The following is a 25,649-nucleotide window of genomic DNA, read 5'->3' as shown; positions in this document are numbered from 1 at the left end:
ATTCCCCTCTCTAAAGGAAATCAGGCCTTCTGGCTGTGCAGCTCGCGCATCGCCTTGGCGAAGTCGCCGGCAAGCACGTCCGGCAGCACGCCGAGGGCAAAATCGATGCTGGCGTCGAGCTTCTCCTGCTCGGCGCGCGGCGCGCGGCCCAGGACGAAGTTGGAGACCAGTTTGGCGTCGCCCGGGTGGCCGATGCCAAGCCGCAGGCGGTGGAAGTCGTTCTGGTTGCCGAGCTGCGCGATGATGTCGCGCAGGCCGTTGTGCCCACCATGGCCACCGCCGCGCTTGAGCTTGGCGACGCCCGGGGGCAGGTCGAGTTCGTCATGCGCCACCAGGATCGCTTCCGGCTTGATGCGGAAGAAATTGGCCAAGGCCGCCACGGACTGGCCGCTACGGTTCATGTAGGTGGTGGGGATGAGCAGACGAACGTCGTTGCCCTGATGGCTGAACTTAGCCGTCAGGCCGAAATATTTGCGGTCAGCGGTCAACGAGACGCGCTGGGCGCTGGCAATGCGTTCAACGAAAAGAGCCCCTGCGTTATGCCGGGTCTGTTCGTATTCGGGGCCGGGGTTACCCAGGCCGACGATCAACTGGATGGCGGTCACGTCAGGGGCTCTTCCTTGGAGTTGGTGGGTTACAGGGCGCGCGGCACTGTAACCCGATCAACGCCGGCGCGCGAGTGGATTACTCGGCAGCGCCTTCTGCTTCTGGAGCAACGCGTGGAGCGTGAACGTTGGCAACAGCTTTGTCATCACCGTGGGCCAGAGCTACGAACTCTACGCCTTTCGGAGCTTTCAGGTCCGACAGGTGGATGATGGTGCCGATTTCAGCGTTGGCCAGGTCGACTTCGATGAACTCAGGCAGGTCTTTGGCTTCGCAGGAAACTTCGATCTCGGCTTCTACGTGGGAGATCTCGCCGCCTTTCTTGACCGGGGCTTCTTCATTGATGAAGTGAACCGGTACCTTGGCGGTCAGTTTCTGGCCAGCAACGACGCGAACGAAGTCGGCGTGCATGATGAAGCCTTTGGCCGGGTGGCGCTGCAGAGCCTTGACCACGACGTTTTGCTTGGCGCCGTCGACGTTCAGTTCCAGAACGTGGCTGAAGGCAGCCTCGTTTTCGAACAGCTTGGTGATTTCCTTGGCCAGGATGGTCAGGGACTGAGCGTCCTGGTTACCACCGTAGACAACGGCTGGGATGTTCGCGGAGTGACGCAGGCGGCGGCTCGCACCTTTCCCCAGGTCAGTACGCGCTTGGGCGTTCAGAGTGAATTCGGTCATTTTGTTTCTCCAAAGTAGCCCCCCGAGGGCGTTTGCGACCAGCGCCAACGGGGATGGCAAAAAAGCCCCGCCCCAACAACCAGTGTTGGGGCGGGGCGCTTTTCGTCAGCGTGTGTTCCGCTTAGCGGAACATCGCGCTGATCGATTCTTCGTTGCTGATGCGGCGGACCGCTTCAGCGACAACCGGTGCGATATCCAGTTGGCGGATACGGTCACAGGCTTGAGCAGCGGCGGACAGCGGAACGGTGTTGGTCACCACCAGCTCGTCCAGTACCGACTTCTCGATGTTCTCGATCGCGCGGCCCGACAGGACAGGGTGCGTGCAGTAGGCGTAAACCTTGGCAGCGCCGTGTTCTTTCAGGGCTTTGGCCGCGTGGCACAGGGTGCCGGCGGTGTCGACCATGTCGTCTACCAGGATGCAGGTGCGCCCTTCGACGTCGCCGATGATGTGCATGACCTCGGAGTGGTTAGCCTTCTCGCGGCGTTTGTCGATGATACCCAGGTCGACGCCCAGGGACTTGGCGACGGCACGTGCGCGCACGACACCACCGATGTCCGGGGAGACGATCATCAGGTTCTCGAAACGCTGGTCCTCGATATCGTCGACCAGTACGGGCGAGCCGTAGATGTTGTCGACCGGGATATCGAAGAAACCCTGGATCTGGTCAGCGTGCAGGTCGACGGTGAGTACACGGTCGATACCTACGACAGTGAGCATGTCAGCGACGACTTTGGCGCTGATGGCTACACGTGCCGAACGCGGACGGCGGTCCTGGCGGGCGTATCCGAAGTAAGGAATCACGGCGGTGATTCGGGATGCTGAGGAGCGGCGGAAGGCGTCGGCCATCACTACCAGTTCCATCAGGTTATCGTTGGTCGGGGCACAGGTCGGCTGAATAATGAAGACGTCTTTACCGCGGACATTCTCATTGATCTCAGTGCTGATCTCGCCGTCGGAGAACTTACCGACAGAAACGTCACCGAGAGGGATATGCAGCTGACGTACGACACGCCGAGCCAGATCGGGGTTGGCGTTCCCCGTAAAGACCATCATCTTGGACACGCGCAGTACCTGAAGGCTGAGGGTAACCTGGATGAGTATAAGGAAAATGGCAGGGGCGGCTGGATTCGAACCAACGCATGGCAGGATCAAAACCTGCTGCCTTACCGCTTGGCGACGCCCCTGTATCTGTTGCTGCGAACGCTTATGCGCTCGACTTCTTGACCAGACTTTGCAGCTTGCGATGCAACATCGAAACGTTGCTTCCTTTCGCCACAAACCCTGTTTGGGTCGCTGAAAGAAGGGCCAGAACTTTATCAGCTTCGGCTTTGCTTGGGAAGGCCCCAAACACACAACTTCCAGTACCGGTCAGTCGAGCCTCAGTGAATTTACCCAGTGAATTCAACGCATTGCGAACTTCCGGGTAACTCTGCTCTACCACCGGTTGGCAGTCATTTCGACTGTTTCCCTCGGGAACGGGGCGCATCTTAAGGGGGAGCGAATCACGTGTCAACTGTGGATGTGAAAAAATTTCTACTGTGCTGACAGACACTTGCGGCACAAGCACGACATACCAGGGCTCTTCCGGGTCAACCGGGGTCAATTGTTCACCCACGCCCTGGGCGAATGCCGCGTGGCCGCGCACGAATACCGGTACGTCGGCGCCCAGGCTCAGGCCCAGTGCGGCCAGGCGGTCTTCGTCCCAGTCCAGTTGCCACAGGTGGGCGAGGGCCAACAGGGTAGTGGCGGCATCCGAGCTGCCGCCGCCGATGCCGCCGCCCATGGGCAGCACCTTGGTCAGCCAGATATCGGCGCCCAACGTCGTGCCGGATTGTTCCTGCAGCTTGCGCGCAGCACGCACGATCAGGTTGCTGTCATGCGGCACTGCTTCGATCTCGGTGTGCAGGCGGATCACGCCGTCGTCACGCACGGCAAAGCTCAGTTCGTCGCCGTGATCGAGAAACTGGAACACGGTTTCCAGCTCGTGATAGCCGTCCGCACGGCGGCCGATGATGTGCAGCCACAGGTTGAGCTTGGCCGGAGCGGGCAGGGTGAGGGTCTGCATGTATCAGTGCCCCAGCTGGCGGGGTTGCCAGTCCTTGACCACCAGTGTCACGTCGAGGTCCTTGCCGTGCAGCTTCATACGCTCGGGCAGCCAGTAGCCGTTCTGTTCCGTGTAGCTCAGGTATTGCACCTGCCAGCCGTCCTGGTCGAGGCTGGCCAGGCGGCTGTCGCCGTCCAGGGTCAGCTTGCTCTTGCTGTCGGGGGCCGGCAGGCCGCGGACCCACCAGACCAGGTGTGAGACCGGCAACTGCCAGCCCAGTTGTTCTTCCAGCAGGGCTTCGGGGCTGAGAGCCTCGTAGCGGCCCTGGTTGGCCACTTCCAGTACCACGCCGCCGGGGCGGCCGGTCAGGCGAGCGGCGCCACGGCCCAGCGGGCCGGCCAGGCGAATGTCGTAGTAGTCCTGGCGTTGCAGCCAGAACAGCGTGCCGCTGCCGGAGTCGCGCGGGGCACGGATGCCGACCTTGCCGTTGATCTGCCAGCCATCGAGGCTGCTCAGTTGCTCTTTATGGGCGCGCCACTGCTGCGGGTCGCCGCGGCCCTGCAGGGCCTCGCGACTACCGAAGCCGGCACAGCCGGCCAGCAGGGCGATCAGGGTGAAGGTAATGCAATGGCGCAGGAACATGGCGTTAGAGAGTCTCGGATCCGGTCAGGCGCAGGATGGTCTTGCGCAGGATGGGGCTGTCGGCCTGGGCTTCGAAGCCCTTGGCCCAGACCTGGCGGGCTTCGCGGCGCTTGCCGTTGGCCCATAGCACTTCGCCCAGGTGGGCGGCCACTTCGTGGTCTGGGAAGCTGGCAAAAGCCTTGCGCAGGTAGGTTTCAGCCTCGTCGAGGTTGCCCAGGCGGTAATTGACCCAACCCAGGCTGTCGAGCACCGCCGGGTCATCCGGGGTCAGCTGATGGGCCTTGTCGATCAGCGCCTTGGCTTCGCTGTAGCGGGTGGTGCGGTCGGCCAGGGTGTAGCCGAGGGCGTTCAGGGCCATGGCGTTTTCCGGCTCGCGGGCGATGATGGCGCGCAGGTCTTTTTCCATCTGCGGCAGGTCGTCACGCTTTTCCGCCAGCATGGCACGGGTGTACAGCAGGTTGAGGTCGTCCGGGTAGCGCTGGATGGCTTGCTGCAGCACCTGGCTGGCCTGGGCGTCCTTGTTGTTGTTGCTGTAGCTTTCCGATTCGATCAGGAACAGCTGTATGGCGTAGTCCGGCTGGGATTCGCGGGCATCGGCGAGCAGGCGCGAGGCTTCGGTACCACGGCCGTTGGCAATCAGGATGTCGGCCTGGCGCAGCTGCGCCGGCAGGTAGTCGGGGCCCGGGCCGACCAGGGCGTATTCACGCAGGGCGCCTGCAGGGTCGTGGCGCTCTTCGCGGATGCGGCCCAGGTTCAGGTGCGCGGCGTCGACGTTGCTGTCGCGTTCGATCAGCTCCTGCAGGTAGCCCTCGGCTTCATCCCAGTCCTTGTTTTCCAGGCACACCAGCGCCAGCGAATAGCGCAGCTCGTCGTCCTCGGGGTATTGCTGGACCAGGCTGAGGAACTCGCCCTTGGCATCGGCGATGCGGTCCTGTTCGACCAGGGTGCGCGCGTAGGTCAGGCGCAGGCGCTTGTCGTCCGGGTTGTCGCGAATCGCCCCGCGCAGCAGTGGCAGAGCCTCCGGGCCGCGGTCCAGGGCTTGCAGCAGGCGAGCGCGCAGCAGGACCGGGGCGACTTCGCCGTTTTGCGGCGGGTGCGACTCGAGCAACTCCAAGGCTTCTTCGGCCTTGCCGTCCTGGTTCAGCAGCAGGGCCTTGCCGAACACCAGCTGGCTGTTGTCCGGGTACTTCACCAGCAGGCGTTCGAAGCTTTGCAGCAAGCCGTCGCGGGTGCTCTGGTCGGTTTCGGCGGCGGACAGGGCGAGGAAATCGAAATGGGTGTCGCCTTGGCCCTGCAGGACCTTTTCCATGTAAGTCATGGAGTCGTCATAGCGGCCGGCGCGGGCCAGCTGGATGGCGGCGGCGCGCTGGGCGTCGAGGTTCTGCGGGTCGTTGCGGGCCCAGACCAGGGCGTTGTCCAGTGCCGGTTCGTCGGCGCCGAGGTATTCGGCAATGCGGTAGGCGCGCTCGGAAACCCCCGGGTCCTGGGTTTTCGCGGCCTGGTCGGTGTAGTTGGCCAGGGCGATGTCGAAGCGGTTGCGCTGGCCGGCCAGTTCGGCCACCAGCAGGCTGTAGAGCGTGTCCTGCTTGAACGAGCCATACACCACGGGTTTTTCCGCCTCGCTCTTGTCGGCCTCGGCGACGGGAGGCTCGGCCTTTTGCGGGGCCAGGCTCTGGCAGCCCTGGAGCAGGGCGAAGGCAAGCAGCAATGCGTATGGTTTGTTCATAGAAGGCTTTAAAAAGGACTCACCGGCGGTCGGAGCATGATGACACAAGCGCGGTGGCAAACCCACCTGCGAAGGTATGAAGCTGCGCTTCGCTTATGCAGACCGCGCTGTGCCTGCGGGGTTCGCCGCAGAGCCTGCCACGGCGCTCAGAACACAGAATTCTTGCTCTTGCTCTTGCTTCTAAGCGCGCGATAGTTCAGGCGCCGCCGATTGCGACTTCAGGAGGCCGAGCGAAGGGACTGCGGAGGGAGGTGACGGGCATGGATGCCCGTCAAGCGCTGAGGCCCCATGGATGGGGCCTGCAGCGCGTACTCCCGGGAGCAGGCCCGTAGCGAGGGGACCCCGGAGCGAAGCGTAGGGGCCGGATGATGGGAGCCGACGGTTTTTGGTTCCTTTTTGCCACGACAAAAAGGGACCCGCCGTAAGGGCGGAAAGGTGACTTTGCGCCGCCGTCGCGAATGAATGCCTGCTCGATGTGAATGCCCACCTTCAAAAAGCCAAAAAGCCAAAAAGCCAAAAAGCCAAAAAGCCAAAAAGCTTAAGCGACGGTTTTGATATGTCGAACAGTCCGTTTGCGATGGCGACGCTGACTCACCTTTTCGCCCTTACGGCGAGTCACTTTTTGCCAAACGCGGCAAAAAGTAACCAAAAAACGCTGCGCCCCATCATCCGGCCCCTACGCTGCGCTCCGGGGTTCCCTCACTCCGGCCTTGCTCCCGGGAGTACGCGCTGCAGGCCCCATCCATGGGGCCTCAGCGCTTGACGGGCATCCATGCCCGTCACCTCCCTCCGCAAGGCCTGCGTTCGGCCTCCTGAAGTCGCGAAGATCAAGATCAAAAGCCAGATCAAAAGCCAGATCAAAAGCCAGATCAAAAGCCAGATCAAAAGCCAGATCAAAAGCGGGGGTGTGAGCTGAAGTTGCCGCTGATGCTGGCCTGGAGCCGGCGATAGCCGCAGCGCTATCAGCGCAATAGCGAACGGTGGTTGTCCTGAAACCTGCGAAAGAGGACAATTATCGGCTTCCCGTCACAACCAGCGACCTTGCATGGCCTTTCTTGCACTTGGTATCAACCATAAGACTGCCTCGGTAGACGTACGCGAGCGCGTGGCGTTTACCCCAGAGCAGCTGGTAGACGCCCTGCAGCAGCTCTGCCGACTGACATCCAGCCGCGAAGCGGCGATTCTGTCGACCTGCAACCGTAGCGAGCTCTATATCGAGCAGGACCACCTGTCCGCCGATGCCGTGCTGCAATGGCTCGCCGACTACCACCGCCTCAGCCTGGACGAGCTGCGCGCCAGCGCCTACGTGCACGAAGAGCACGAGGCGGTAAAGCACATGATGCGGGTGGCCTCCGGCCTGGACTCGCTGGTGCTCGGCGAACCGCAGATCCTCGGCCAGATGAAGTCCGCCTACGCCGTGGCGCGTGAGGCTGGCACCGTCGGCCCGTTGCTCGGGCGCCTGTTCCAGGCCACCTTCAGTGCCGCCAAGCAGGTGCGCACCGACACTGCCATCGGCGAAAACCCGGTGTCGGTGGCGTTTGCCGCGGTCAGCCTGGCCAAGCAGATCTTCAGCGACCTGGGCCGCAGCCAGGCCCTGCTGATCGGTGCTGGCGAAACCATCACCCTGGTCGCCCGCCACCTGCATGAGCAGGGCGTGCGCCGTATCGTCGTGGCCAACCGTACCCTCGAGCGGGCCAGCATCCTGGCCGAGCAGTTCGGTGCGCACGCGGTTCTGCTGGCCGACATCCCACAGGAACTGGCCAACAGCGATATCGTCATCAGTTCCACTGCCAGCCAGTTGCCGATCCTTGGCAAGGGTGCTGTCGAGAGCGCGCTGAAGCAGCGCCGGCACAAGCCGATTTTCATGGTCGACATTGCCGTACCGCGCGATATCGAAACCGAAGTCGGCGAACTGGATGACGTCTACCTGTACACTGTCGATGACCTGCACGACGTTGTGGCAGAAAACCTCAAAAGTCGCCAGGGCGCGGCCCAGGCCGCCGAAGAGCTGGTGTCGGTGGGGGCAGAGGACTTCATGCTGCGCCTGCGCGAGCTGGCCGCGGTGGATGTGCTCAAGGCCTATCGCCAGCAATGCGAGCGCCTGCGCGACGAAGAACTGCAAAAGGCCCAGCGGCTGCTGGCCAACGGCGGCAACCCCGAAGACGTACTGGCCCAACTGGCCCGGGGGCTGACCAACAAACTCCTGCACGCGCCCAGCGTGCAATTGAAAAGGCTCTCGGCCGAGGGCCGCCTCGATGCGCTGGCCATGGCCCAGGAACTCTTTGCCCTCAACGAGGGCTCGACGGACAAATCCCCGCAATGAAAGCGTCGCTGCTGAACAAACTGGAAATCCTCCAGGACCGCTTCGAAGAACTCACCGCTCTGCTTGGTGATGCCGAGGTCATTTCCGACCAGACGCGCTTTCGCGCCTATTCCCGTGAATACGCCGAAGTCGAGCCGGTCTACGCTGCTTATAAAGAGTGGCGCAAAGTCCAGGACGACCTCGAAGGTGCCCAGGCGCTGCTCAAGGACAGTGACCCGGACCTGCGCGAAATGGCCGTGGAAGAAGTGCGTGAAGCCAAGGAACAACTGCTGACGCTGGAGTCGCAGCTGCAACGCATGCTGTTGCCCAAGGACCCCAACGATGGCCGTAACGTGTTCCTCGAAATCCGCGCCGGCACCGGTGGCGACGAGGCGGCGATCTTCTCCGGCGACCTGTTCCGCATGTATTCGCGCTACGCCGAAAAGCGTGGCTGGCGCCTGGAAATCCTCTCCGAGAACGAAGGCGAGCACGGCGGCTACAAGGAAATCATCGCCCGCGTCGAAGGCGAGAGCGTGTACGGCAAGCTCAAGTTCGAGTCTGGCGCGCACCGCGTGCAGCGCGTGCCCGAGACCGAATCCCAGGGCCGTATCCACACCTCCGCGTGCACCGTGGCGGTACTGCCCGAGCCGGACGAGCAGGCGGCTATCGAGATCAACCCGGCCGACCTGCGGGTGGATACCTATCGCGCATCCGGTGCCGGCGGCCAGCACGTCAACAAGACCGACTCGGCGATCCGGATCACCCACTTGCCCACCGGTATCGTGGTCGAGTGCCAGGAAGAGCGCTCGCAGCACAAGAACCGTGCCCGCGCCATGTCCTGGCTGTCGGCCAAGCTCAACGACATGCAGACCAGCGCCGCGCAGAACGCCATCGCCACCGAGCGCAAGCTGCTGGTCGGCTCTGGCGACCGTTCCGAGCGCATCCGTACGTACAATTATCCACAGGGGCGGGTGACCGACCACCGTATCAACCTGACCCTGTACTCGCTGGACGATATCCTCGCCGGCGGGGTGGAGGCGGTGATCGAACCGCTGCTGGCCGAATACCAGGCCGATCAACTGGCCGCTCTGGGGGACTGATGACCATCATCGCCAGCCTGCTGCGCAACGCGCAGTTGCCAGAGTCGCCTACCGAGCGGCTGGATGCCGAGTTGCTGTTGGCCGCGGCCATCGGCAAATCGCGCAGCTACCTGCACACCTGGCCCGAGCGAATCGTCAGCAGCGAAGATGCCGAGACCTATGCTGGCTACCTGCAGCGCCGCCGTGGCGGCGAACCGGTCGCCTACATTCTCGGGCTGCAGGGCTTCTGGAAGATCGACCTGGAAGTGGCACCGCATACCCTGATCCCGCGGCCGGATACCGAGCTGCTGGTCGAAGCTGCCCTTGAACTGCAACCCGCCACGCCGGCCAAGGTCCTTGACCTGGGCACCGGCACCGGCGCGATTGCCTTGGCCCTGGCCAGCGATCGCCCGGCCTGGCAGGTGACCGCAGTGGACCGCGTGGAGGAGGCTGCAGCCCTGGCTGAGCGCAACCGCCAGCGGCTGGGCCTGGCAAACGCCCAGGTACGGCTCAGCCACTGGTTCGACAGTCTGGCCGCCGAGCGTTTCGACCTGATTGTCAGCAACCCGCCCTACATCGCTGCCGCAGACCCGCATTTGGTCGCCGGTGATGTACGCTTCGAGCCCAGCAGTGCGCTGGTGGCCGGTGCTGATGGCCTGGACGATCTGCGCGTGATAGTTGCCCAGGCGCCCGCGCACCTGGTGCCGGGTGGCTGGTTACTGCTGGAACACGGCTACGATCAGGCAGCGGCGGTGCGCGCCTTGCTGGCTGAACAAGGCTTCATCGAGGTCGCCAGCCGCACGGACCTGGGCGGCCATGAACGCATTACCCTGGGGCGCCTGCCATGCTGAGTGATCAGGAACTGCTGCGTTACAGCCGGCAGGTTTTGCTGGCCCAGATCGACATCGACGGCCAGTTGCGGCTCAAGCAGAGCAAGGCGCTGATCGTCGGGCTTGGCGGCCTTGGCTCGCCCGTCGCCTTGTACCTGGCCGCCGCCGGGGTCGGTGAGCTGCACCTGGCGGACTTTGACACCGTCGACCTGACCAACCTGCAACGCCAGGTGATCCACGACAGTGCGAGCGTGGGCATGAGCAAGGTCGATTCGGCCCTGCAGCGCCTGCAGGCAATCAACCCGGAAATCAGCCTGGTTGCCCATCGCCAGGCTCTGGACGAGGACTCGCTGGCGGCCGCTGTGGCAGCGGTCGACCTGGTGCTGGACTGCTCTGACAATTTCGGTACCCGCGAGGCGGTCAACGCTGCCTGCGTCGCGGCTGGCAAGCCGCTGGTCAGCGGTGCGGCGATCCGCCTGGAAGGGCAGTTGTCGGTGTTCGACCCACGGCGTGACTACAGCCCTTGCTACCATTGCCTGTACGGCCATGGCAGCGAAGCCGAACTGACCTGCAGCGAAGCCGGCGTGATCGGCCCATTGGTGGGCCTGGTAGGCAGCCTGCAGGCGCTGGAGGCGATGAAGCTGCTGGCCGGGTTCGGCGAGCCGCTGGTCGGCCGCCTGCTGTTGATCGATGCTCTCGGCACTCGTATCCGCGAATTGCGGGTCAAGCGCGACCCGGCTTGTGCGGTCTGTGGTAAGCGCGATGGCTGAGCGATCGGCGCCGGTCGGCGTGATGGACTCCGGGGTTGGCGGCTTGTCGGTACTCGCCGAGATCCAGCGCCTGCTGCCCAACGAGACGCTGCTGTACGTGGGCGATTGCGGCCACATACCCTACGGAGAGAAGTCGCCGGACTATATCCGTGAGCGTCTCCGGCGCATTGCTGCGTTCTTCCATGAACAGGGCGCCAAGGCCATGGTACTGGCCTGCAATACCGCCACGGTGGCGGCGGTGGCCGACCTGCGCGAGTTGTACCCGAACTGGCCGCTGGTGGGCATGGAGCCGGCGGTGAAGCCCGCTGCCGCCGCTACGCGCTCTGGCGTGGTCGGTGTGCTGGCCACTACCGGTACCCTGCAGAGTGCCAAGTTCGCTGCCTTGCTCGATCGTTTTGCCAATGACGTACAGGTCATCACCCAACCTTGCCCGGGCCTGGTCGATCTGATCGAGACCGGTGACCTGGCCAGCCCGGCGCTGCGCCAGTTGCTGCAAGGTTATGTGCAGCCGTTGCTGGCCGCTGGCTGTGACACGTTGATTCTCGGTTGCACCCATTACCCCTTCCTGCGCCCGTTGCTGGCCGGCATGGTGCCAGCCGACGTCGCCATCATCGATACCGGTGCTGCAGTGGCGCGCCAACTGCAGCGGCTGCTGGGCGCGGATGACCTGTTGGCCGATGGGCCGGCCAGGGATACCCGCTTCTGGACCAGTGCCGATCCGCAATCTCTCAGGAAGATCCTGCCTTTGCTGTGGCATAAGTCGGACAGTGTGCAAAGCTTTTCATTGTGAAAAAAACGTGAAAAGAAGCTGAACTATTGTACCGCTGCCGTTTTCTACCGCCTTGCCTGAAATGAGGCGGATACCAATAACAGCAAAGAAGGATGTTGCTCATGAAGAAGCTGCTCGGCTTGGCGGCGGCTGCCGTCTTCACCCTGGGGCACTCACTGTCGGCGCAGGCTGCCGACGTTTCGTTTTCGGTGGGGCAGACCGGTGACTCGACCATGGTCTACCGGTTGGGGCTGCAATCGAATTGGGAAGCGAGTTGGTGGCAGACCAGCGTCGGGCGCCTGACGGGGTATTGGGATGGGGCCTACAGCTATTGGGATGGTGACGAGACCGCGAGCAACCATAGCCTGTCGTTCGCGCCGGTGTTCGTCTACGAGTTTGCCGGGGAGTCGGTGAAGCCTTATATAGAGGCTGGGATTGGCGTGGCGGCATTCTCCAGCACCGAGCTGGAAGACAACGAGCTGGGCTCGGCATTCCAGTTCGAGGATCGCATCGGCTTTGGATTGCGCTTTGCCGGTGGGCATGAGATTGGCGTGCGGGCGATTCACTATTCCAACGCGGGCATCAAGCAGCCCAACGATGGGGTGGAGAGCTATAGCCTGCATTACCGCATGACGCTCTGAGCTCTCCTTCCACGAGGGCTCGCATTGCCTGAGGTACCTGAGGAGCAACTGTCTTGCCCCATTACTCAGGCTACCTCATTACCCTGTAGGAGCAGCCTTGTGCTGCGAAGGGGGCGGTAGGGCAGCAGATGTTCTTCTGCAGTAATGGTCTCTTCGCAGCACAAGGCTGCTCCTACAGGCCCTGCGCATGGCTTCAAGTCGATGTGGTCTAGGTGGAAGCCGGTACGGTCACTACATCGATTGCTTGTGTGACAAAGGCCACAGGCCATTGAGATCCAAAGCCTCCAGCACAAGCTCGGGCTCCCTCTGCGGCCACCGCCGCAGCAACTCTTCCGCCGCATTCTGCGGCGTCCACGCCTCCGGTATCGCCTGCGCCGGTGTCACGGGTGTCTTCAGCGACTGCGGCCCCACCACGGTCAGCTCAACCCCCTGCGCCTTCAACGCCTGACGCTGCTCGCGCATCCATTGCGGCATGTTGTTCCAGCCCGCAGGCACCTGCGTCGGTGCATGCAACTGCAGCGCTGAATAACGGTTGAACACCGCCATCACCTGCGGCGAGTCACCCTTCGCCAACAACGGCAGCGCACTGGCCAGGCAATGCTCGCCGGCCAACTGGTTGTCCGTGACGATCGCCTCGAACAACTCGCTGTCAGCCACATCGTCCGCCAGGTAATCGCTGGTACCGGCGTTGATGATCAAGCCATCCAGCGCGCACCAGGCATGGCAGATCTGCTGGCTGGCCTGGGCCGCCTGATGTTCTTCGTGCAACTGCCACGGCAAGCGCAACAGCTGGCTGCCATAGCGTGCACCCAAGGCATCCAGTGCCTCGCCATGCTTCGCGCTTGCAGCTACCCGGTGTCCTTGCCCGAGCAGCCCCTCCACTAAAGCCAGGCCAAGTCCATTGCCTGCTCCCGTCACCCAGATACTGCGTGCGTTGTTCAAGATGCTGCCCTCTGATCCTGCCGGCGCGGGAGGTTCTTGAATGCCTCCAGTGCGCGCTGACGACTGCTGTCGAGATCGACAATTGGACTGTGGTAGGAATATCTAGCAAAAAGATCGGCCGACTTCACGGGGAAATGAATGGCTTTTTCATCCACCCCCTGCAATTCCGGCAGCCAGTGCCGAATGAAACGCCCTTGCGGGTCGAATCGCTGCGACTGTGAAACCGGGTTGAAGATGCGGAAATAGGGCACTGCGTCGGTGCCAGTGGACGCGCTCCACTGCCAACCGCCGTTGTTGGCGGCCAGGTCGCCGTCTATCAAGTGGCGCATGAAATGCCGCTCGCCCTTGCGCCAGTCGATCAGCAGGTTCTTGCTGAGGAACATGGCCACGATCATGCGCAGGCGGTTGTGCATCCACCCGGTGTGCAGCAGTTGGCGCATGGCGGCGTCGATGATCGGGAAGCCGGTTCGGCCCTGTTCCCATGCTTCGAGGTCGGCCGGTGCATCGCGCCAGGGCAGGGCTTCGGTCTGGGCGCGGAAGGCGCGGTGACGCGAGACCTGTGGATAACCGGTCAGGATGTGTTTGTAGAATTCGCGCCAGAGCAGCTCGTTGATCCAGGTTTGCACGCCGCTGCTGCCGCTGTCGAACTCGCCGCGGTTGCTGGCCAGGGCACCGTGCAGGCACTGGCGTGGCGAGATCACGCCGGCGGCCAGATAGGCGGAGAGCTGGCTGGTACCGGGCTTTGCAGGCAAGTCACGCAGCTGTTGGTAATCGTCGATGGTTTCATCGAGAAAACGGGTCAGCCGCGCCTGCGCTTCGGCTTCGCCGGCCGGCCAGTGGTCGCGCAGCGCCTGCGCGGGTTTTTCGAAGCCGTCCACGTGCTGTGGGATCGGGTCGCTGCTGACCTGCAGCGGTGCCTGGCGTTTTATCTGGCGGGCCAGGGCAGGGAGGCTGCGGTGCAGGTGCTCCAGGCAGCTCTTCTTGAACTGGCTGAACACCTGGAAGTAGTCGCCGCCGCGGGTAAGGATGGTGCCCGGGCGGAACAACAGCTGGTCGAGGTGGCTGTGGGCCTGGATGGCCGACTTTTCCAGCAGCGCGCGGGTGGCGTCGTCGCGACATTGCTCGTTGATGCCGTACTCCTCGTTCCAGTGCACGCTTTGCACCTGATGTTGGCGGCAGACATCGAGTACGGCCTGTGGCGCCTGGTCCCAGGTGTCGATCCTGCGGATCAGCAGGGGGATGTTCAAGCGCTCCAGCGACTGGCGCAGGTCGCGCAGGTTGCGCAGCCAGAAGTCGACTTTGCAGGCGGCGTCGTCGTGGGCCAGCCATTGCCCGGGGCTGACCAGCCACAGTGCGAGGGTCGGGCCGCGTTCGCTGGCGGCGGCTAGCGCGGTGTTGTCATCGATGCGCAGGTCGCTGCGCAGCCAGGTCAGGTGCATGGTGCGGTCATCTCTCCAGGCTGGCGGTCATGGGCTTGCAGCAAACGCAATGCCGCCTGCGGGGTATCGAACAGAGCAAGATTGGGCAGCCCCAGGGCGCGCAGCCGGGTTTCATGCAGCGCCAGCGTCGGCCCGCCAGCTAGGGTCGGCACGGGCAGGTTGGACAGGGTACGGTGCAACGCCTTGTCATCGATACGTGGCCCCAGGTGCAGGAGCACGGCGCGTGGCTTGAGCATGGTGGCTGCGCGTTGCAGGTGCGCGCCAGCAATGGTGTGCTCCAGCACTTCAACCGGCAGGCCGTTGCTGGTGAACAGCCAGGCGCACAACCACAAACCGGGGCTGAAAGTGTGTTCGCTGTCTTCGGCCAGCAAGATGGCAGGCCCATGCAGTAACTGGTTGTCGTGGTAGACCCTGGCGCCCAGCTTGCTGCGCAACCAGCTGTGGAAAAACACCTGTTCCAGCCGTGCGTTGAAATAGTTGCGCCAGCGCAGGTCGAGGAGGTCGAGCAGCGGCAACAGCAATTGCTCGCACAGAGTGACGGCCGGGTACAGGGCCATCGCCTGGTTGAGCTGCTGGTCGAGGGCGCGCTGCGACAGCGTGGCGATGGCCTCGATCAGTTGGAACTGCCGGGCTTGCCAGTCGCCTTTCGGCGGCGTGCTGGCCGGTTTGTCGAGCAGCTCTCGTACCTGGCCGACGGAGGCGCCGCGCTGCAGCCAGGCAAGGATCGCTTCTACTCGTTTGACCTGCTCCAGCCGATACAGGCGATGGCCCTTGGCGGTACGTTGGGGCTTGAGCAGGCCGTAGCGGCGCTCCCAGGCTCGCAGGGTGACGGGATTGACGCCCGTGCGGCGAGCCAGTTCGCCGATGGGCAACAGGATCTCAGACGGCATTGCGCAGGCCCAGGCTCTCGGGGTGCGGCTGAAGGTAGGCCTGTTGCTGCAGATACGGATCGGGATGCTTGCGCAAATGGTGCTTGAGCAGGGTCAGCGGCACTACCAGCGGCACCACGCCTTGCTGGTATTGGCCGATGATGGCCTGCAGCTCGGCTTTGTCCTGCCGTGTGAGGATGTCCTTGAAGTAGCCGCTCAGATGCTGCAGCACGTTGCAATGAGTGCCGCGGCTGGCACAGCGGCGCAGAGCCTGCATCAGCTGGCTGAAGTAGCGCGGGCCGATGCTTTGCGGGTCATCGTCCTTGCTCATGCTGCCGAGCAGGCGCCCGAGGCTGCGATAGGCCTGCGGGTTGTTGGCCATCAACAGGTACTTGTAGCGTGAGTGGAATCGCACCAGAGCGCCACGGCTCAGGCCTTCGGCCAGCAGGCGCTGCCAGTCGGCGTAGGCGTACACGCGGCTGATGAAGTTCTCGCGCAGTACGGGGTCGTGCAGGCGGCCTTCTTCTTCTACCGGCAGGTCCGGCCGCCGTGCGCAGAACGCCTGGGCATACACTCCCCGCCCACCGTGAAAGGCAGGGTGGCCATTGTCCTGGTATACCTTGACCCGCTCCAGGCCACAGGAAGGCGATTTCTGCATGAAGATGTAGCCGCAGATATCATCGAGTTCCGCCGCCATTTGCTCGCCATAGCTGCGCAGCGGCCCGGTCAGGTCCATTCCGGGGTTGCGGGTGCCTACCACTTCCGGCTGCTCGGGGTCGCCGACCAGGCGGATCGGGTCGCGCGGCACGCCCAGGCCGATGGCCACCTCCGGGCATACCGGCAACCAGTCGAAATGTTCCTCGAGTTGCATACGGCACAGGTCGGAGGCCTTGTGGCCGCCGTTATAGCGCACGCTGTGCCCGGTCAGGCAGGCGCTGATGGCGATACGCGGCTTGCTGTGGGCGGATGAGTCGTGCATGGGCTGCCTCCAAAAACCTGTACGAGACAAAATAGTTGTACAGGTTCATTCCAGCACAGCCCGGAAGTTATGCAAACAGTTTTTTTTGTATAACCCTACATCACTCGAGATGTTCGAGCAGCCGACGCGCCGCTTCCTGGCCACTGAGCCAGGCGCCTTCGACACGGCCGGACAGGCACCAGTCGCCGCAGGCATACAAGCCTTGGTCAGCATCGGCCAGCGCGCCCCATTCATGGTTGCTGCTCGGACGGGCATACAGCCAGCGGTGGGCCAAGGCAAAAGTAGGTGCGGGCACCACACAGCCAACCAGCTCGGCGAATTCGCCCCACAGCTGTTCGATCACTTCCTCCTTGGGCAGGTCGATGTGTTGCCGGCTCCAGTCCGAGGTGGCGTGCAGTACCCAGGTGTCGAGCTGCTCGTCACGCTCGGGCTTGCTGCGGTTGCGCGCCAGCCAGTCGAGCGGGTTGTCCTGCACGAAGCAGCCTTGCATCGGGGTGTCCAGCGGGGTCTGGAAGGCCAGGGCGACGGCCCAGGTGGGCTCCATCTGCACACCGGCGGCCACGGCCGCGAGCTTCGGGGTAGCGGCAAGCAGCGGCGTGGCCTGCGGTGCCGGCACGGCGATCACCACGCGGCTGTAGGGGCCGTGGCTGCAGCCTTCGGTGTCCTGCAGGTGCCAGTACTGCTTGCCGCGGAACACTTCGGCGATGCGGCAGCCGAAGTTGACCGTCACGTCCTTGAGCAGGCCGCGGGTGATTGCACTCATGCGCGGCACGCCCACCCAGCGCGTCTGCTCGTCGGGGGAGGGGCTGAGTTCACCATCCCGGTAGTTGTACAGCTGTGGCTTCCATTGCGCGGCCCAACCGGCGGCAACCCATTGCTGTACCTGCTCGACGAAGCGGCGGTCACGGGCCGTGAAGTATTGGGCGCCGAGGTCCAGCGCGCCAGCTTCGCTGCGCTTGCTGGCCATGCGCCCGCCACTGCCGTGGCCCTTGTCGAACAAATGCACGGATTGCCCGGCCTTCTGCAAGGCCTGGGCGGCTGACAGACCGGCGATACCGGCCCCGATGATGGCGATAGGTACTGTCATGATGGCCTCTTCAAACCTTGCTGTAAGCAGACTACGCTGTCAGGCAAACCTGTACAATGCTCAAATGTTGTATAAGGTTATTCCGTGTTGGCAGGCAGGTTGGCCTATGTTTATCCGAGAGCGTCGGGTCAAAAAAGTGCCTTGATGTTAAAAATAGACCACCGCCGCATTCTGCGAGGACACAGCCATGCATATATTGCTGACAGGCGGCACCGGGTTGATTGGCAAGCACCTGTGCCAGTACTGGCTCGGCCAGGGTCATCGCCTGACGGTGTGGAGTCGGCGGCCTGAACAGGTGCCGAAAATTTGTGGGACCGGCGTGCGTGGCATCGCCCGCCTGGAGCAACTGGAGGCGGACGATCAGCTGGACGCGGTGATCAACCTCGCCGGCGCCCCGATTGCCGACCGGCCCTGGACGGCGACCCGGCGCAACCTGCTGTGGGCCAGCCGCGTCACCCTCACCGAGCAGTTGCTGGCCTGGCTGGGCAGCCGCGAACAGCGCCCGGAAGTGTTGATTTCCGGCTCGGCGGTGGGCTGGTATGGAGACGGTGGCGAACGCGAGCTGACCGAGGCTTCACCGCCGGTGCGCGAAGATTTCGCCAGCCAGCTGTGCATCGCCTGGGAAGAGACGGCGCTGCGTTCCCAGGCCCAGGGCATTCGCGTGGTGCTGGTGCGTACCGGGTTGGTTCTGGCCAGTGATGGCGGCTTTTTGTCGCGCCTGCGCCTGCCCTTCAAACTGGGGCTGGGCGGGCCTTTGGGCGACGGGCGGCAGTGGATGCCTTGGGTCCATATAGACGACCAGGTCGCCCTGATTGATTTTCTCTTGCAGCACAAGGATGCCAGCGGTCCTTATAATGCCTGCGCCCCGGAGCCGGTGCGCAACCGCGAGTTCGCCAGGCGCCTGGGCCGCACCTTGCACCGGCCGGCGCTGCTGCCAGTGCCGGCACTGCTGCTCAAGGCGGGGCTGGGTGAGCTGTCGACCCTGCTACTCGGCGGCCAGCGCGCCCGCCCGGCACGCTTGCTGGCGGCAGGCTTCACCTTCCGCTTCAACGATTTGCAATCGGCTCTGGACAACCTGTCCAGCCGCCTCTGACATAGGACGCTGCATGACCGATCACGCCCTGCTGCTGGTCAACCTGGGCTCCCCGGCTTCCACCTCGGTGGCCGATGTGCGCCGCTACCTCAACCAGTTCCTCATGGACCCGTATGTGATCGACCTGCCCTGGCCGGTACGGCGCCTGCTGGTGTCGCTGATCCTGATCAAGCGCCCGGAGCAGTCGGCGCATGCCTATGGCTCGATCTGGTGGGAGGAGGGCTCGCCGCTGGTAGTGCTGACCCGTCGCCTGCAGGCGGCGATGGTCGAGCACTGGCCCCATGGCCCGGTGGAGATTGCCATGCGCTATGGCCAGCCGGCCTTGCCTGAGGTGCTGGAGCGCCTGGTGGCCCAGGGTGTGCGCAAGGTGACCCTGGCGCCGCTGTATCCACAGTTCGCTGACAGCACGGTGACCACTGTGGTGGAACTGGCCAGGCAGACGGTCAGTGAACGCCAGTTGCCGTTGCAACTTCGCGTGCTGCAGCCATTCTACGAGCACCCGGACTACATCGAGGCACTGGTCGCCAGCGCCCGGCCTTACCTGGAGCAGGATTACGATCACCTGTTGCTGAGCTTCCATGGCTTGCCGGAGCGCCACTTGAAGAAGCTGGACCCTACCGGCAAGCATGACTTCCAGGCGGCCGATTGCTGCAAGGATGCCAGTGCCGACATGCGCGCGGTCTGCTACCGCGGGCAGTGCCTGGCAACGGCCAGGGCCTTTGCTCAGAAGATGGGCATACCCGATGGCAAATGGTCGGTGTCGTTCCAGTCACGACTGGGGCGGGCCAAGTGGATCGAACCCTATACCGAGGCGCGGCTGGACGAGCTGGCCAAGGCTGGGGTGAAGAAGCTGCTGGTAATGTGCCCGGCGTTCGTGGCCGATTGCATCGAGACCCTGGAAGAGATCGGCATGCGCGGGAGCGAGCAGTTTGTCGAGGCCGGCGGGCAGGAGCTGGTGCTGGTGCCTTGCCTGAATGATCACCCGGAGTGGGTGAAGGCGCTGGCGGGGATGTGCGAAAAGGCCTGACTTTCAGGTTGCCTGTACTGGCCCTATCGCCGGCAAGCCAGCTCCCACAGGTATTCCACAGTTCTCGAAATCTGTGGGATACCTGTGGGAGCTGGCTTGCCGGCGATAGGGCCAGGTCAGGCTAAAGCCGAATCAAGGCAACTGATCATCCAGCTTCTTGTGCTTCCAGCCATCATTGCCCGGCAAGATCAGGTTCAGGGCGATAGCCACGATCGCGCACAGGGCGATGCCCTTCAGGCCCCAGTCATCCGGGCCATCACCACTGCCGATCAGTACGCCGCCGATACCGAACACCAGTGTCACCGACACGATCACCAGGTTGCGCGCTTCAGCCAAGTCGATCTTGTGGCGGATCATGGTGTTCATGCCCACCGCCGCGATCGAGCCGAACAGCAGGCACAGGATGCCACCCATCACCGGTACCGGGATGCTTTGCAGTAGTGCGCCGAACTTGCCGATGAAGGCGAGGGTGATAGCGAAAATCGCCGCCCAGGTCATGATCTTCGGGTTGTAGTTCTTGGTCAGCATCACCGCGCCGGTGACTTCGGCATAGGTGGTGTTGGGCGGGCCGCCGAACAGGCCGGCTGCGGTGGTGGCCAGGCCGTCGCCCAGCAGGGTGCGGTGCAGGCCGGGCTTCTTCAGGTAGTCGCGGCCGGTCACGCTGCCGACTGCGATCACCCCGCCGATGTGCTCGATCGCCGGTGCCAGGGCAACCGGGACGATGAACAGGATGGCCTGCCAGTTGAATGCTGGCGCGGTGAAGTTGGGCAGCTCCAGCCACGGCGCGGCGGCGATCTTGGCAGTGTCGACCACGCCAAAGGCGAACGACAGGGCAAAGCCTACGAACACGCCGGCAATGATCGGCACCAGACGGAAGATGCCCTTGCCGAACACGGCAACGATCAGCGTTGTCAGCAGGGCCGGCATCGAGATCATCATGGCGGTCTTGTACGGCAGCAGCACGCTGCCGTCACCGGCCTTGCCCATCGCCATGTTGGCGGCGATCGGCGCCATGGCCAGGCCGATGGAGATGATCACCGGGCCGATCACCACCGGCGGCAGCATGCGGTCGATGAAGCCAGTGCCTTTGATTTTTACCATCAGGCCCATGAAGGTGTACACGAAACCTGCGGCCATCACACCACCCATGGTCTCGGCCAGGCCGAACTGGCCCTTGGCGAGGATGATCGGGGTGATGAAAGCAAAGCTCGAGGCCAGGAACACGGGTACCTGGCGGCCGGTGACCAGCTGGAACAGCAGGGTGCCGATGCCGGCAGTGAACAGCGCTACGTTCGGATCGAGGCCGGTGATCAGTGGCATCAGCACCAGCGCGCCAAATGCCACGAAGAGCATCTGCGCGCCCGAAACGACCTGGCGCCAGAGCGGGTCGTTGAAGCCGTCCTGCATGGTCAGGCGTCCTTTTGCTTGGTGCCGAAGATCTTGTCACCGGCATCGCCCAGGCCCGGCACGATGTAGCCGTGTTCGTTCAGGCGCTGGTCGATCGAGGCGGTGTAGATCTGCACGTCCGGGTGGGCTTTTTCAACCACTTCGATGCCTTCTGGCGCAGCGACCAGGACCATGGCTCGGATCTCTTTGCAGCCGGCCTTTTTCAGCAGGTCGATGGTGGCGACCATCGAACCGCCGGTGGCCAGCATCGGGTCGATGATCAGGGCCAGGCGCTGGTTGATGTCCGGCGCGAGCTTTTCCAGGTAGGTGTGGGCTTCGAGGGTTTCCTCGTTGCGGGCAACGCCGACGGCGCTGACCTTGGCGCCCGGGATCAGGCTGAGCACGCCGTCGAGCATGCCGATGCCGGCTCGCAGGATCGGTACCACGGTAATCTTCTTGCCGGCGATTTTTTCAACTTGCACCTTGCCGCACCAGCCATCGATCTCGTAGGTTTCGAGCGGCAGGTCCTGGGTGGCTTCGTAGGTCAGGAGCGCGCCGACTTCCTGGGCAAGTTCGCGAAAATTCTTGGTGCTGATATCGGCACGGCGCATCAGGCCGAGCTTGTGGCGGATCAGCGGATGGCGGATCTCACGAGTGGGCATAGGGGGGCTCCGAAAGGCGGGCAAAAAAACCGCGCTAGATTAATCTATTCAGCCTGTGCTGTCGTCTGGTCATTCTGGACGTTAGTCCATAAATGCTTGATCTGTGACGAGCGGATGCGTACCTTTGCCCGCTTTTCCAAAATGCACCCCCGGAGAGCGCCATGTCCGCCGATCTCGAGCATATCCGTCAAGTCATGCGTGAAGCTGACTGCCTGTACACCGAAGCCGAAGTCGAAGCGGCCATCGCCAAAGTCGGCGAGCAGATCTGCAAGGACCTGCACGACAAGAACCCGGTGGTGTTCTGTGTGATGAACGGCGGCCTGATCTTCTCGGGCAAACTGCTGACCCACCTGCAGTTCCCACTGGAAGCCAGCTACCTGCACGCTACCCGCTACCGCAACCAGACCAGCGGCGGCGAGCTGTTCTGGAAGGCCAAGCCCGAAGTATCGTTCATCGACCGTGACGTACTGATCGTCGATGACATCCTCGACGAAGGGCACACCCTCAGCGCCATCATCGAGTTCTGCAAGCACGCCGGTGCGCGCTCGGTGCACACCGCAGTACTGATCGACAAGGACCATGACCGCAAGGCCAGCCCGGAACTCAAGGCCAACTACGTGGGCTTGCCCTGCGTCGACCGCTATATCTTCGGTTACGGCATGGACTACAAAGGCTACTGGCGCAACGCCAACGGCATCTTCGCCGTAAAGGGGCTGTGATCATGCGCCAGCCTGCGTTCATCGACCAATCGCTGTTCGCCGGGCTGGCCGCAAAGGCTGCAGCCAACCCGCGCGGGCGGCAACATCACAATTTCCATGAGATGGAAGAGCCTTGCCACCGCATGGCAGTCGGGCTGCAACCGAGCACCTATATCCCGCCGCATCGGCACCTGAGCGATGACAAAGCCGAAACGCTGGTCGTGCTCAAGGGTTGCCTTGGCCTGCTGCTCTTCAACGAGCAGGGGGCGGTGACCGACAAGCGAGTGCTGCAGGCGGGCGGCGATTGCCTGGGTGTGGACCTGGCGCCTGGTATTTACCATGGGCTTGTGGTGCTGGAGCCGGACAGCATCCTGTTCGAGTGCAAGGCCGGACCGTATCGGCCGGTGGGTGAAGGCGAACATGCGCACTGGGCGCCGCGCGAAGGAGAAGAGGGCGTGGACGAGTACCAGGCCTGGATGCGCGCGCAGTTCGATTGATGTCGGGCCGGCGCACTCAACTGTAGGAGCGGCCTTGTGTCGCGATCGGGCTGCGCAGCAGCCCCTCGATTGAAGCTTCGCCACCAACATGGCCGGGGCCGCTTTGCGGCCCATCGCGACACAAGGCCGCTCCTACAAGAGCCTGTGCAGGCCGTGCTAGAGTGCTCCTTCATTCAAGGAGCCTCACATGCGTGCGTTTCTTCCCCTCCTGCTGGCGGTCAGCCTGCCACTCGCCGCCGCACCGCTGCACAGCCAGTTCCTGCCACCTGACGACCAGTCCCTGCGCCAGGAAGCGCCGACTGGCCAGCAATTGCTGCAAGTGACCGACTACTCGGTGGTAGTGGGTACCCAGCGCCAATCCGACCAGCAGCCGATCCCGATCACCTCGTCGTTGCAGGTGCGCCTCAAGGGCAAGCCGCTGAGCAAGGGCGCGACCATCGCCCAGGTGCTGCTGACCTTTGACGGTGAAGCGGCCAAGAGCCTGAAGAAGCCCGTATACGATGAGAAAACCCGCACCCTGAGCCTGAATTATCCGCTCAGCGACTACCGCGTGATCATGGACCTGCTGCGCAACGAGACGCTGTATGTGCAGTTCCTCACCTACGGCAACGGCCACGTCTGGGCCGACCTGCACACCGGTACCGTACGTACGCGTTGAGGCGCCCGGCCTGCGGGGGGTACACTGCCGGCCTTCGAAATTTCGTGATGGTCCAGTTGGAGTCGGCAATGCGTAAAGACAAGAAACAGGTAATCGGTGACGAGATCAGCGACGACTACATCAAGTCGTTCCTTCAGTTCGAGCCGGCCGATGGCGTGACCTCGCCGTCGCTGCACAAGCTGGTCAAGGCCTACCGCGGCCTGCGCATCGACGATTTCGAGCGTTTTGTCGGCTTCTTCGTCGAGGCTGGGCTGGACCTGGATGGCAAAGACGAGCACGGCAAGACCTTTGTCGAGCAGATTGCCGACCAGCGCAATGCGTCGGATTACATCGAGATCATCGCCAAGGCCCGTGGCTGATTTGTGAACCTGCTCCGGCCCTTTCGCGGGCACGCCCGCTCCCACAGGGATGGTGCAGAGCCTGAGGGCGACGCCGAAACCTGTGGGAGCGGGCATGCCCGCGAAGAGGCCGGCACAGGTCAATGAGTAACCAGGAACGAAAAAACGCCCCGAGGGGCGTTTTTTCGTTACCGGCCGAATCAGGCGTAATGCTTGGCCGCCGGGCTGCTTTCCACCAGGTCCAGCGCCACGTCGTTGTCGGCACTGATCTTGTGGTACAGCGCAGCATCGGTCGCCAGGGTCTTCTCGCGAGCCGGGAAGATTTCCCTGAGCTTGGCAGCCCAGGCACCTTTGGCCTGCTCGGGGAAGCAGCGCTCGATCAGTTCCAGCATGATCGAAACGGTCACCGAAGCACCCGGCGATGCGCCGAGCAGTGCAGCCAGGCTGCCGTCCTGGGCCGAGACCAGCTCGGTACCGAACTGCAGCACGCCGCCTTTCTTCGGGTCTTTCTTGATGATCTGCACGCGCTGACCGGCCACTTCCAGGCGCCAGTCTTCGGCCTTGGCCTGCGGGTAGAAGCGACGCAGGGCTTCCAGGCGCTGCTCCATCGACTGCATCACTTCGCTGACCAGGTACTTGGTCAGGTCCATGTTGTCACGGGCCACGGCGAGCATCGGGCCGATGTTGCCCATGCGCACCGACAGCGGCAGGTCCATCAGCGAACCGTGCTTCAGGAACTTGGTAGTGAAGCCGGCATATGGACCGAACAGCAGCGATTTCTTGCCATCGACCACACGGGTATCCAGGTGCGGTACCGACATCGGCGGGGCGCCGACCGCAGCCTGGCTGTAGACCTTGGCCTGGTGCTGCTTGACGATTTCCGGGTTGTCGCAACGCAGCCACTGGCCGCTGACCGGGAAGCCGCCGAAGCCTTTGCTTTCCGGAATGCCCGACAGCTGCAGCAGCGGCAGGGCCGCGCCACCGGCGCCGAGGAAGACGAAGCGGGCGTCCACTTCACGGCTACCGCCGCTGTTGACGTCCTTTATGCTCACGGTCCAGCCCTTGCCGTTACGGCGCAGGCCAACGACCTTCTTGCTGTACTTGACCTGGGCGTCCTGCGAGTCGCCCAGCAGCTTCAGCAGCTTGTTGGTCAGGGCGCCGAAGTTGACGTCGGTGCCCTTGAGCACGCGGGTGGCGGCGATGTGCTGGTCGGCTGGGCGGCCTGGCATCATCAGCGGCATCCAGTCCTTCATCACGGCCTTGTCTTCGGTGTATTCCATGTCCGCAAAGGCATGGTGCTGCTTGAGTAGCTCATAGCGCTTCTTGAGGAAGGAAACACCCTTGTCACCCTCGACGTAGCTCAGGTGCGGGACAGGGTTGATGAAGGCACGTGCCGAGCCGAAGTTGCCCTTCTTGCTCAGGTAGGCCCAGAACTGGCGCGAAACCTCGAACTGGGTGTTGATGTGCACGGCCTTCTTGATGTCGATGCTGCCATCGGCGGCCTGGGGCGTGTAGTTAAGCTCGCACAGGCCGGCGTGGCCGGTGCCTGCGTTGTTCCAGGGGTTGGAGCTTTCCGCGGCTCCGGAGTCCATCGCCTCCACGACCTCAAGCTTCAGGGTCGGGTCGAGCTCCTTGAGCAGTACGGCCAGGGTGGCACTCATGATGCCTGCGCCTACCAGTACCACATCAACCGATTCGTTCTGCGCCATTTAACGCGTCTCCACAATCTACAGCTACCTAATTGACAGCATAGGACCTGGGTTCGCCAGGGTCGCCATGTCCGACTTTTCGCAGTTCTTGCAACTTCCGCGGACACCGCCAATCAGTCTTCGGGTTCGCGTATTGAACGCGGTTTGCCACGGGTGCGGCAATTCGACTTATGGTCAAGGTGT

The 25,649-nt window shown here is 63.2% G+C and carries 27 protein-coding genes and 1 tRNA gene; 13 read left to right on the top strand and 15 right to left on the bottom strand.

Features of this window, described 5'->3' with window-relative positions:
* Positions 1–20 precede the first annotated feature (20 nt).
* The 7 genes from pth to CAG18_RS09845 all read right to left on the bottom strand — a co-directional run bounded on the left by pth (position 21) and on the right by CAG18_RS09845 (position 5,691).
* A complete protein-coding gene (gene pth / locus CAG18_RS09875) occupies positions 21–605 on the bottom strand; it encodes an aminoacyl-tRNA hydrolase (protein WP_008099045.1) in 585 nt (194 codons plus the stop codon).
* A gap of 79 nt (positions 606–684) precedes the next feature.
* On the bottom strand, positions 685–1,278 hold the full coding sequence (locus tag CAG18_RS09870) for a 50S ribosomal protein L25/general stress protein Ctc (RefSeq protein ID WP_013970896.1): 594 nt from the start codon (positions 1,276–1,278) through the stop codon (positions 685–687).
* 121 nt (positions 1,279–1,399) lie between these two features.
* Positions 1,400–2,341 carry a ribose-phosphate pyrophosphokinase gene (locus CAG18_RS09865; RefSeq protein ID WP_003247410.1) on the bottom strand — a complete coding sequence of 314 codons (942 nt, stop codon included), beginning with the start codon at positions 2,339–2,341 and terminating at the stop codon, positions 1,400–1,402.
* Positions 2,342–2,388: 47 nt separating this feature from the next.
* A tRNA-Gln gene (locus CAG18_RS09860) sits at positions 2,389–2,463 on the bottom strand.
* 20 nt (positions 2,464–2,483) lie between these two features.
* A complete protein-coding gene (gene ispE, locus CAG18_RS09855; RefSeq protein ID WP_013970897.1) occupies positions 2,484–3,344 on the bottom strand; it encodes a 4-(cytidine 5'-diphospho)-2-C-methyl-D-erythritol kinase in 861 nt (286 codons plus the stop codon).
* A 3-nt stretch (positions 3,345–3,347) separates the two neighbouring features.
* Positions 3,348–3,965, bottom strand: coding sequence for a lipoprotein insertase outer membrane protein LolB (gene lolB, locus CAG18_RS09850; RefSeq protein WP_085720815.1), 618 nt, complete (start codon positions 3,963–3,965; stop codon positions 3,348–3,350).
* A gap of 4 nt (positions 3,966–3,969) precedes the next feature.
* Positions 3,970–5,691 (bottom strand): tetratricopeptide repeat protein, encoded by a 1,722-nt coding sequence (locus CAG18_RS09845; protein WP_015268937.1) that lies wholly within the window; start codon positions 5,689–5,691, stop codon positions 3,970–3,972.
* A 772-nt stretch (positions 5,692–6,463) separates the two neighbouring features.
* Between CAG18_RS09845 and CAG18_RS27075 the strand changes: the two genes are divergently transcribed.
* From CAG18_RS27075 to CAG18_RS09810, 7 genes are all read left to right on the top strand, one after another.
* Positions 6,464–6,607 carry a hypothetical protein gene (locus tag CAG18_RS27075; protein ID WP_178075703.1) on the top strand — a complete coding sequence of 48 codons (144 nt, stop codon included), beginning with the start codon at positions 6,464–6,466 and terminating at the stop codon, positions 6,605–6,607.
* Between the two features lie 129 nt (positions 6,608–6,736).
* The gene (gene hemA / locus CAG18_RS09835) at positions 6,737–8,014 is read left to right on the top strand and encodes a glutamyl-tRNA reductase (RefSeq protein ID WP_013970908.1); all 1,278 of its coding nucleotides are present in this window, start codon (positions 6,737–6,739) and stop codon (positions 8,012–8,014) included.
* A complete protein-coding gene (gene prfA, locus CAG18_RS09830) occupies positions 8,011–9,093 on the top strand; it encodes a peptide chain release factor 1 (RefSeq protein WP_013970909.1) in 1,083 nt (360 codons plus the stop codon). The genes hemA and prfA overlap by 4 nt, the downstream gene beginning before the upstream one ends.
* A complete protein-coding gene (prmC, locus tag CAG18_RS09825) occupies positions 9,093–9,923 on the top strand; it encodes a peptide chain release factor N(5)-glutamine methyltransferase (RefSeq protein ID WP_085720813.1) in 831 nt (276 codons plus the stop codon). Before prfA ends, prmC begins: the two co-directional genes overlap by 1 nt.
* Positions 9,917–10,672 carry a molybdopterin-synthase adenylyltransferase MoeB gene (locus tag CAG18_RS09820; protein ID WP_013970911.1) on the top strand — a complete coding sequence of 252 codons (756 nt, stop codon included), beginning with the start codon at positions 9,917–9,919 and terminating at the stop codon, positions 10,670–10,672. The genes prmC and CAG18_RS09820 overlap by 7 nt, the downstream gene beginning before the upstream one ends.
* Positions 10,665–11,462, top strand: coding sequence for a glutamate racemase (gene murI, locus CAG18_RS09815; RefSeq protein WP_015268944.1), 798 nt, complete (start codon positions 10,665–10,667; stop codon positions 11,460–11,462). Before CAG18_RS09820 ends, murI begins: the two co-directional genes overlap by 8 nt.
* A gap of 101 nt (positions 11,463–11,563) precedes the next feature.
* Positions 11,564–12,082, top strand: coding sequence for an acyloxyacyl hydrolase (locus CAG18_RS09810; RefSeq protein ID WP_015268945.1), 519 nt, complete (start codon positions 11,564–11,566; stop codon positions 12,080–12,082).
* Between the two features lie 231 nt (positions 12,083–12,313).
* On the opposite strand, the gene CAG18_RS09805 is transcribed toward CAG18_RS09810, so the two are convergent.
* From CAG18_RS09805 to CAG18_RS09785, 5 genes are all read right to left on the bottom strand, one after another.
* The gene (locus CAG18_RS09805) at positions 12,314–13,024 is read right to left on the bottom strand and encodes an SDR family oxidoreductase (protein ID WP_043935321.1); all 711 of its coding nucleotides are present in this window, start codon (positions 13,022–13,024) and stop codon (positions 12,314–12,316) included.
* The gene (gene phrB / locus CAG18_RS09800) at positions 13,021–14,463 is read right to left on the bottom strand and encodes a deoxyribodipyrimidine photo-lyase (RefSeq protein WP_015268947.1); all 1,443 of its coding nucleotides are present in this window, start codon (positions 14,461–14,463) and stop codon (positions 13,021–13,023) included. The genes CAG18_RS09805 and phrB overlap by 4 nt, the downstream gene beginning before the upstream one ends.
* Positions 14,454–15,353: a MerR family transcriptional regulator gene (locus tag CAG18_RS09795; RefSeq protein WP_085720812.1), complete on the bottom strand. Its 900-nt coding sequence runs from the start codon at positions 15,351–15,353 to the stop codon at positions 14,454–14,456. The genes phrB and CAG18_RS09795 overlap by 10 nt, the downstream gene beginning before the upstream one ends.
* Positions 15,343–16,311, bottom strand: coding sequence for a DUF523 and DUF1722 domain-containing protein (locus CAG18_RS09790; RefSeq protein ID WP_038408696.1), 969 nt, complete (start codon positions 16,309–16,311; stop codon positions 15,343–15,345). Before CAG18_RS09790 ends, CAG18_RS09795 begins: the two co-directional genes overlap by 11 nt.
* 100 nt (positions 16,312–16,411) lie before the next feature.
* On the bottom strand, positions 16,412–17,398 hold the full coding sequence (locus CAG18_RS09785) for an NAD(P)/FAD-dependent oxidoreductase (protein ID WP_015268950.1): 987 nt from the start codon (positions 17,396–17,398) through the stop codon (positions 16,412–16,414).
* 187 nt (positions 17,399–17,585) lie between these two features.
* Here CAG18_RS09785 and CAG18_RS09780 point away from each other — a divergent pair, with 187 nt between their 5' ends.
* Together CAG18_RS09780 and hemH are read left to right on the top strand one after the other, a co-directional pair.
* Positions 17,586–18,491, top strand: coding sequence for a TIGR01777 family oxidoreductase (locus CAG18_RS09780; protein WP_015268951.1), 906 nt, complete (start codon positions 17,586–17,588; stop codon positions 18,489–18,491).
* A 13-nt stretch (positions 18,492–18,504) separates the two neighbouring features.
* Positions 18,505–19,518, top strand: coding sequence for a ferrochelatase (hemH, locus tag CAG18_RS09775; RefSeq protein ID WP_038408702.1), 1,014 nt, complete (start codon positions 18,505–18,507; stop codon positions 19,516–19,518).
* 132 nt (positions 19,519–19,650) lie between these two features.
* Here hemH and CAG18_RS09770 read toward each other — a convergent pair whose 3' ends face one another.
* Both CAG18_RS09770 and upp read right to left on the bottom strand, forming a co-directional pair.
* Positions 19,651–20,925 (bottom strand): uracil-xanthine permease family protein, encoded by a 1,275-nt coding sequence (locus tag CAG18_RS09770; protein WP_013970921.1) that lies wholly within the window; start codon positions 20,923–20,925, stop codon positions 19,651–19,653.
* 2 nt (positions 20,926–20,927) lie between these two features.
* Positions 20,928–21,566 (bottom strand): uracil phosphoribosyltransferase, encoded by a 639-nt coding sequence (upp, locus tag CAG18_RS09765; RefSeq protein ID WP_011532223.1) that lies wholly within the window; start codon positions 21,564–21,566, stop codon positions 20,928–20,930.
* 161 nt (positions 21,567–21,727) lie between these two features.
* Here upp and CAG18_RS09760 point away from each other — a divergent pair, with 161 nt between their 5' ends.
* From CAG18_RS09760 to CAG18_RS09745, 4 genes are all read left to right on the top strand, one after another.
* On the top strand, positions 21,728–22,285 hold the full coding sequence (locus tag CAG18_RS09760) for a hypoxanthine-guanine phosphoribosyltransferase (RefSeq protein ID WP_003256346.1): 558 nt from the start codon (positions 21,728–21,730) through the stop codon (positions 22,283–22,285).
* A 2-nt stretch (positions 22,286–22,287) separates the two neighbouring features.
* Positions 22,288–22,761, top strand: coding sequence for a WbuC family cupin fold metalloprotein (locus tag CAG18_RS09755; RefSeq protein ID WP_015268953.1), 474 nt, complete (start codon positions 22,288–22,290; stop codon positions 22,759–22,761).
* A 187-nt stretch (positions 22,762–22,948) separates the two neighbouring features.
* Positions 22,949–23,419 carry a hypothetical protein gene (locus tag CAG18_RS09750; protein ID WP_013970925.1) on the top strand — a complete coding sequence of 157 codons (471 nt, stop codon included), beginning with the start codon at positions 22,949–22,951 and terminating at the stop codon, positions 23,417–23,419.
* Between the two features lie 68 nt (positions 23,420–23,487).
* Positions 23,488–23,778, top strand: coding sequence for a PA4642 family protein (locus CAG18_RS09745; protein ID WP_015268954.1), 291 nt, complete (start codon positions 23,488–23,490; stop codon positions 23,776–23,778).
* Between the two features lie 179 nt (positions 23,779–23,957).
* On the opposite strand, the gene mqo is transcribed toward CAG18_RS09745, so the two are convergent.
* Positions 23,958–25,466: a malate dehydrogenase (quinone) gene (mqo, locus tag CAG18_RS09740; protein WP_085720811.1), complete on the bottom strand. Its 1,509-nt coding sequence runs from the start codon at positions 25,464–25,466 to the stop codon at positions 23,958–23,960.
* Positions 25,467–25,649: the final 183 nt, after the last annotated feature.

It is taken from the genome of Pseudomonas sp. B22(2017) (assembly GCF_002113105.1).
In the GTDB taxonomy this organism is placed as follows: domain Bacteria; phylum Pseudomonadota; class Gammaproteobacteria; order Pseudomonadales; family Pseudomonadaceae; genus Aquipseudomonas; species Aquipseudomonas asiatica.
Note: the sequence above shows the minus strand (reverse complement) of the source record. Positions and strands in the feature narration are given on the sequence as shown.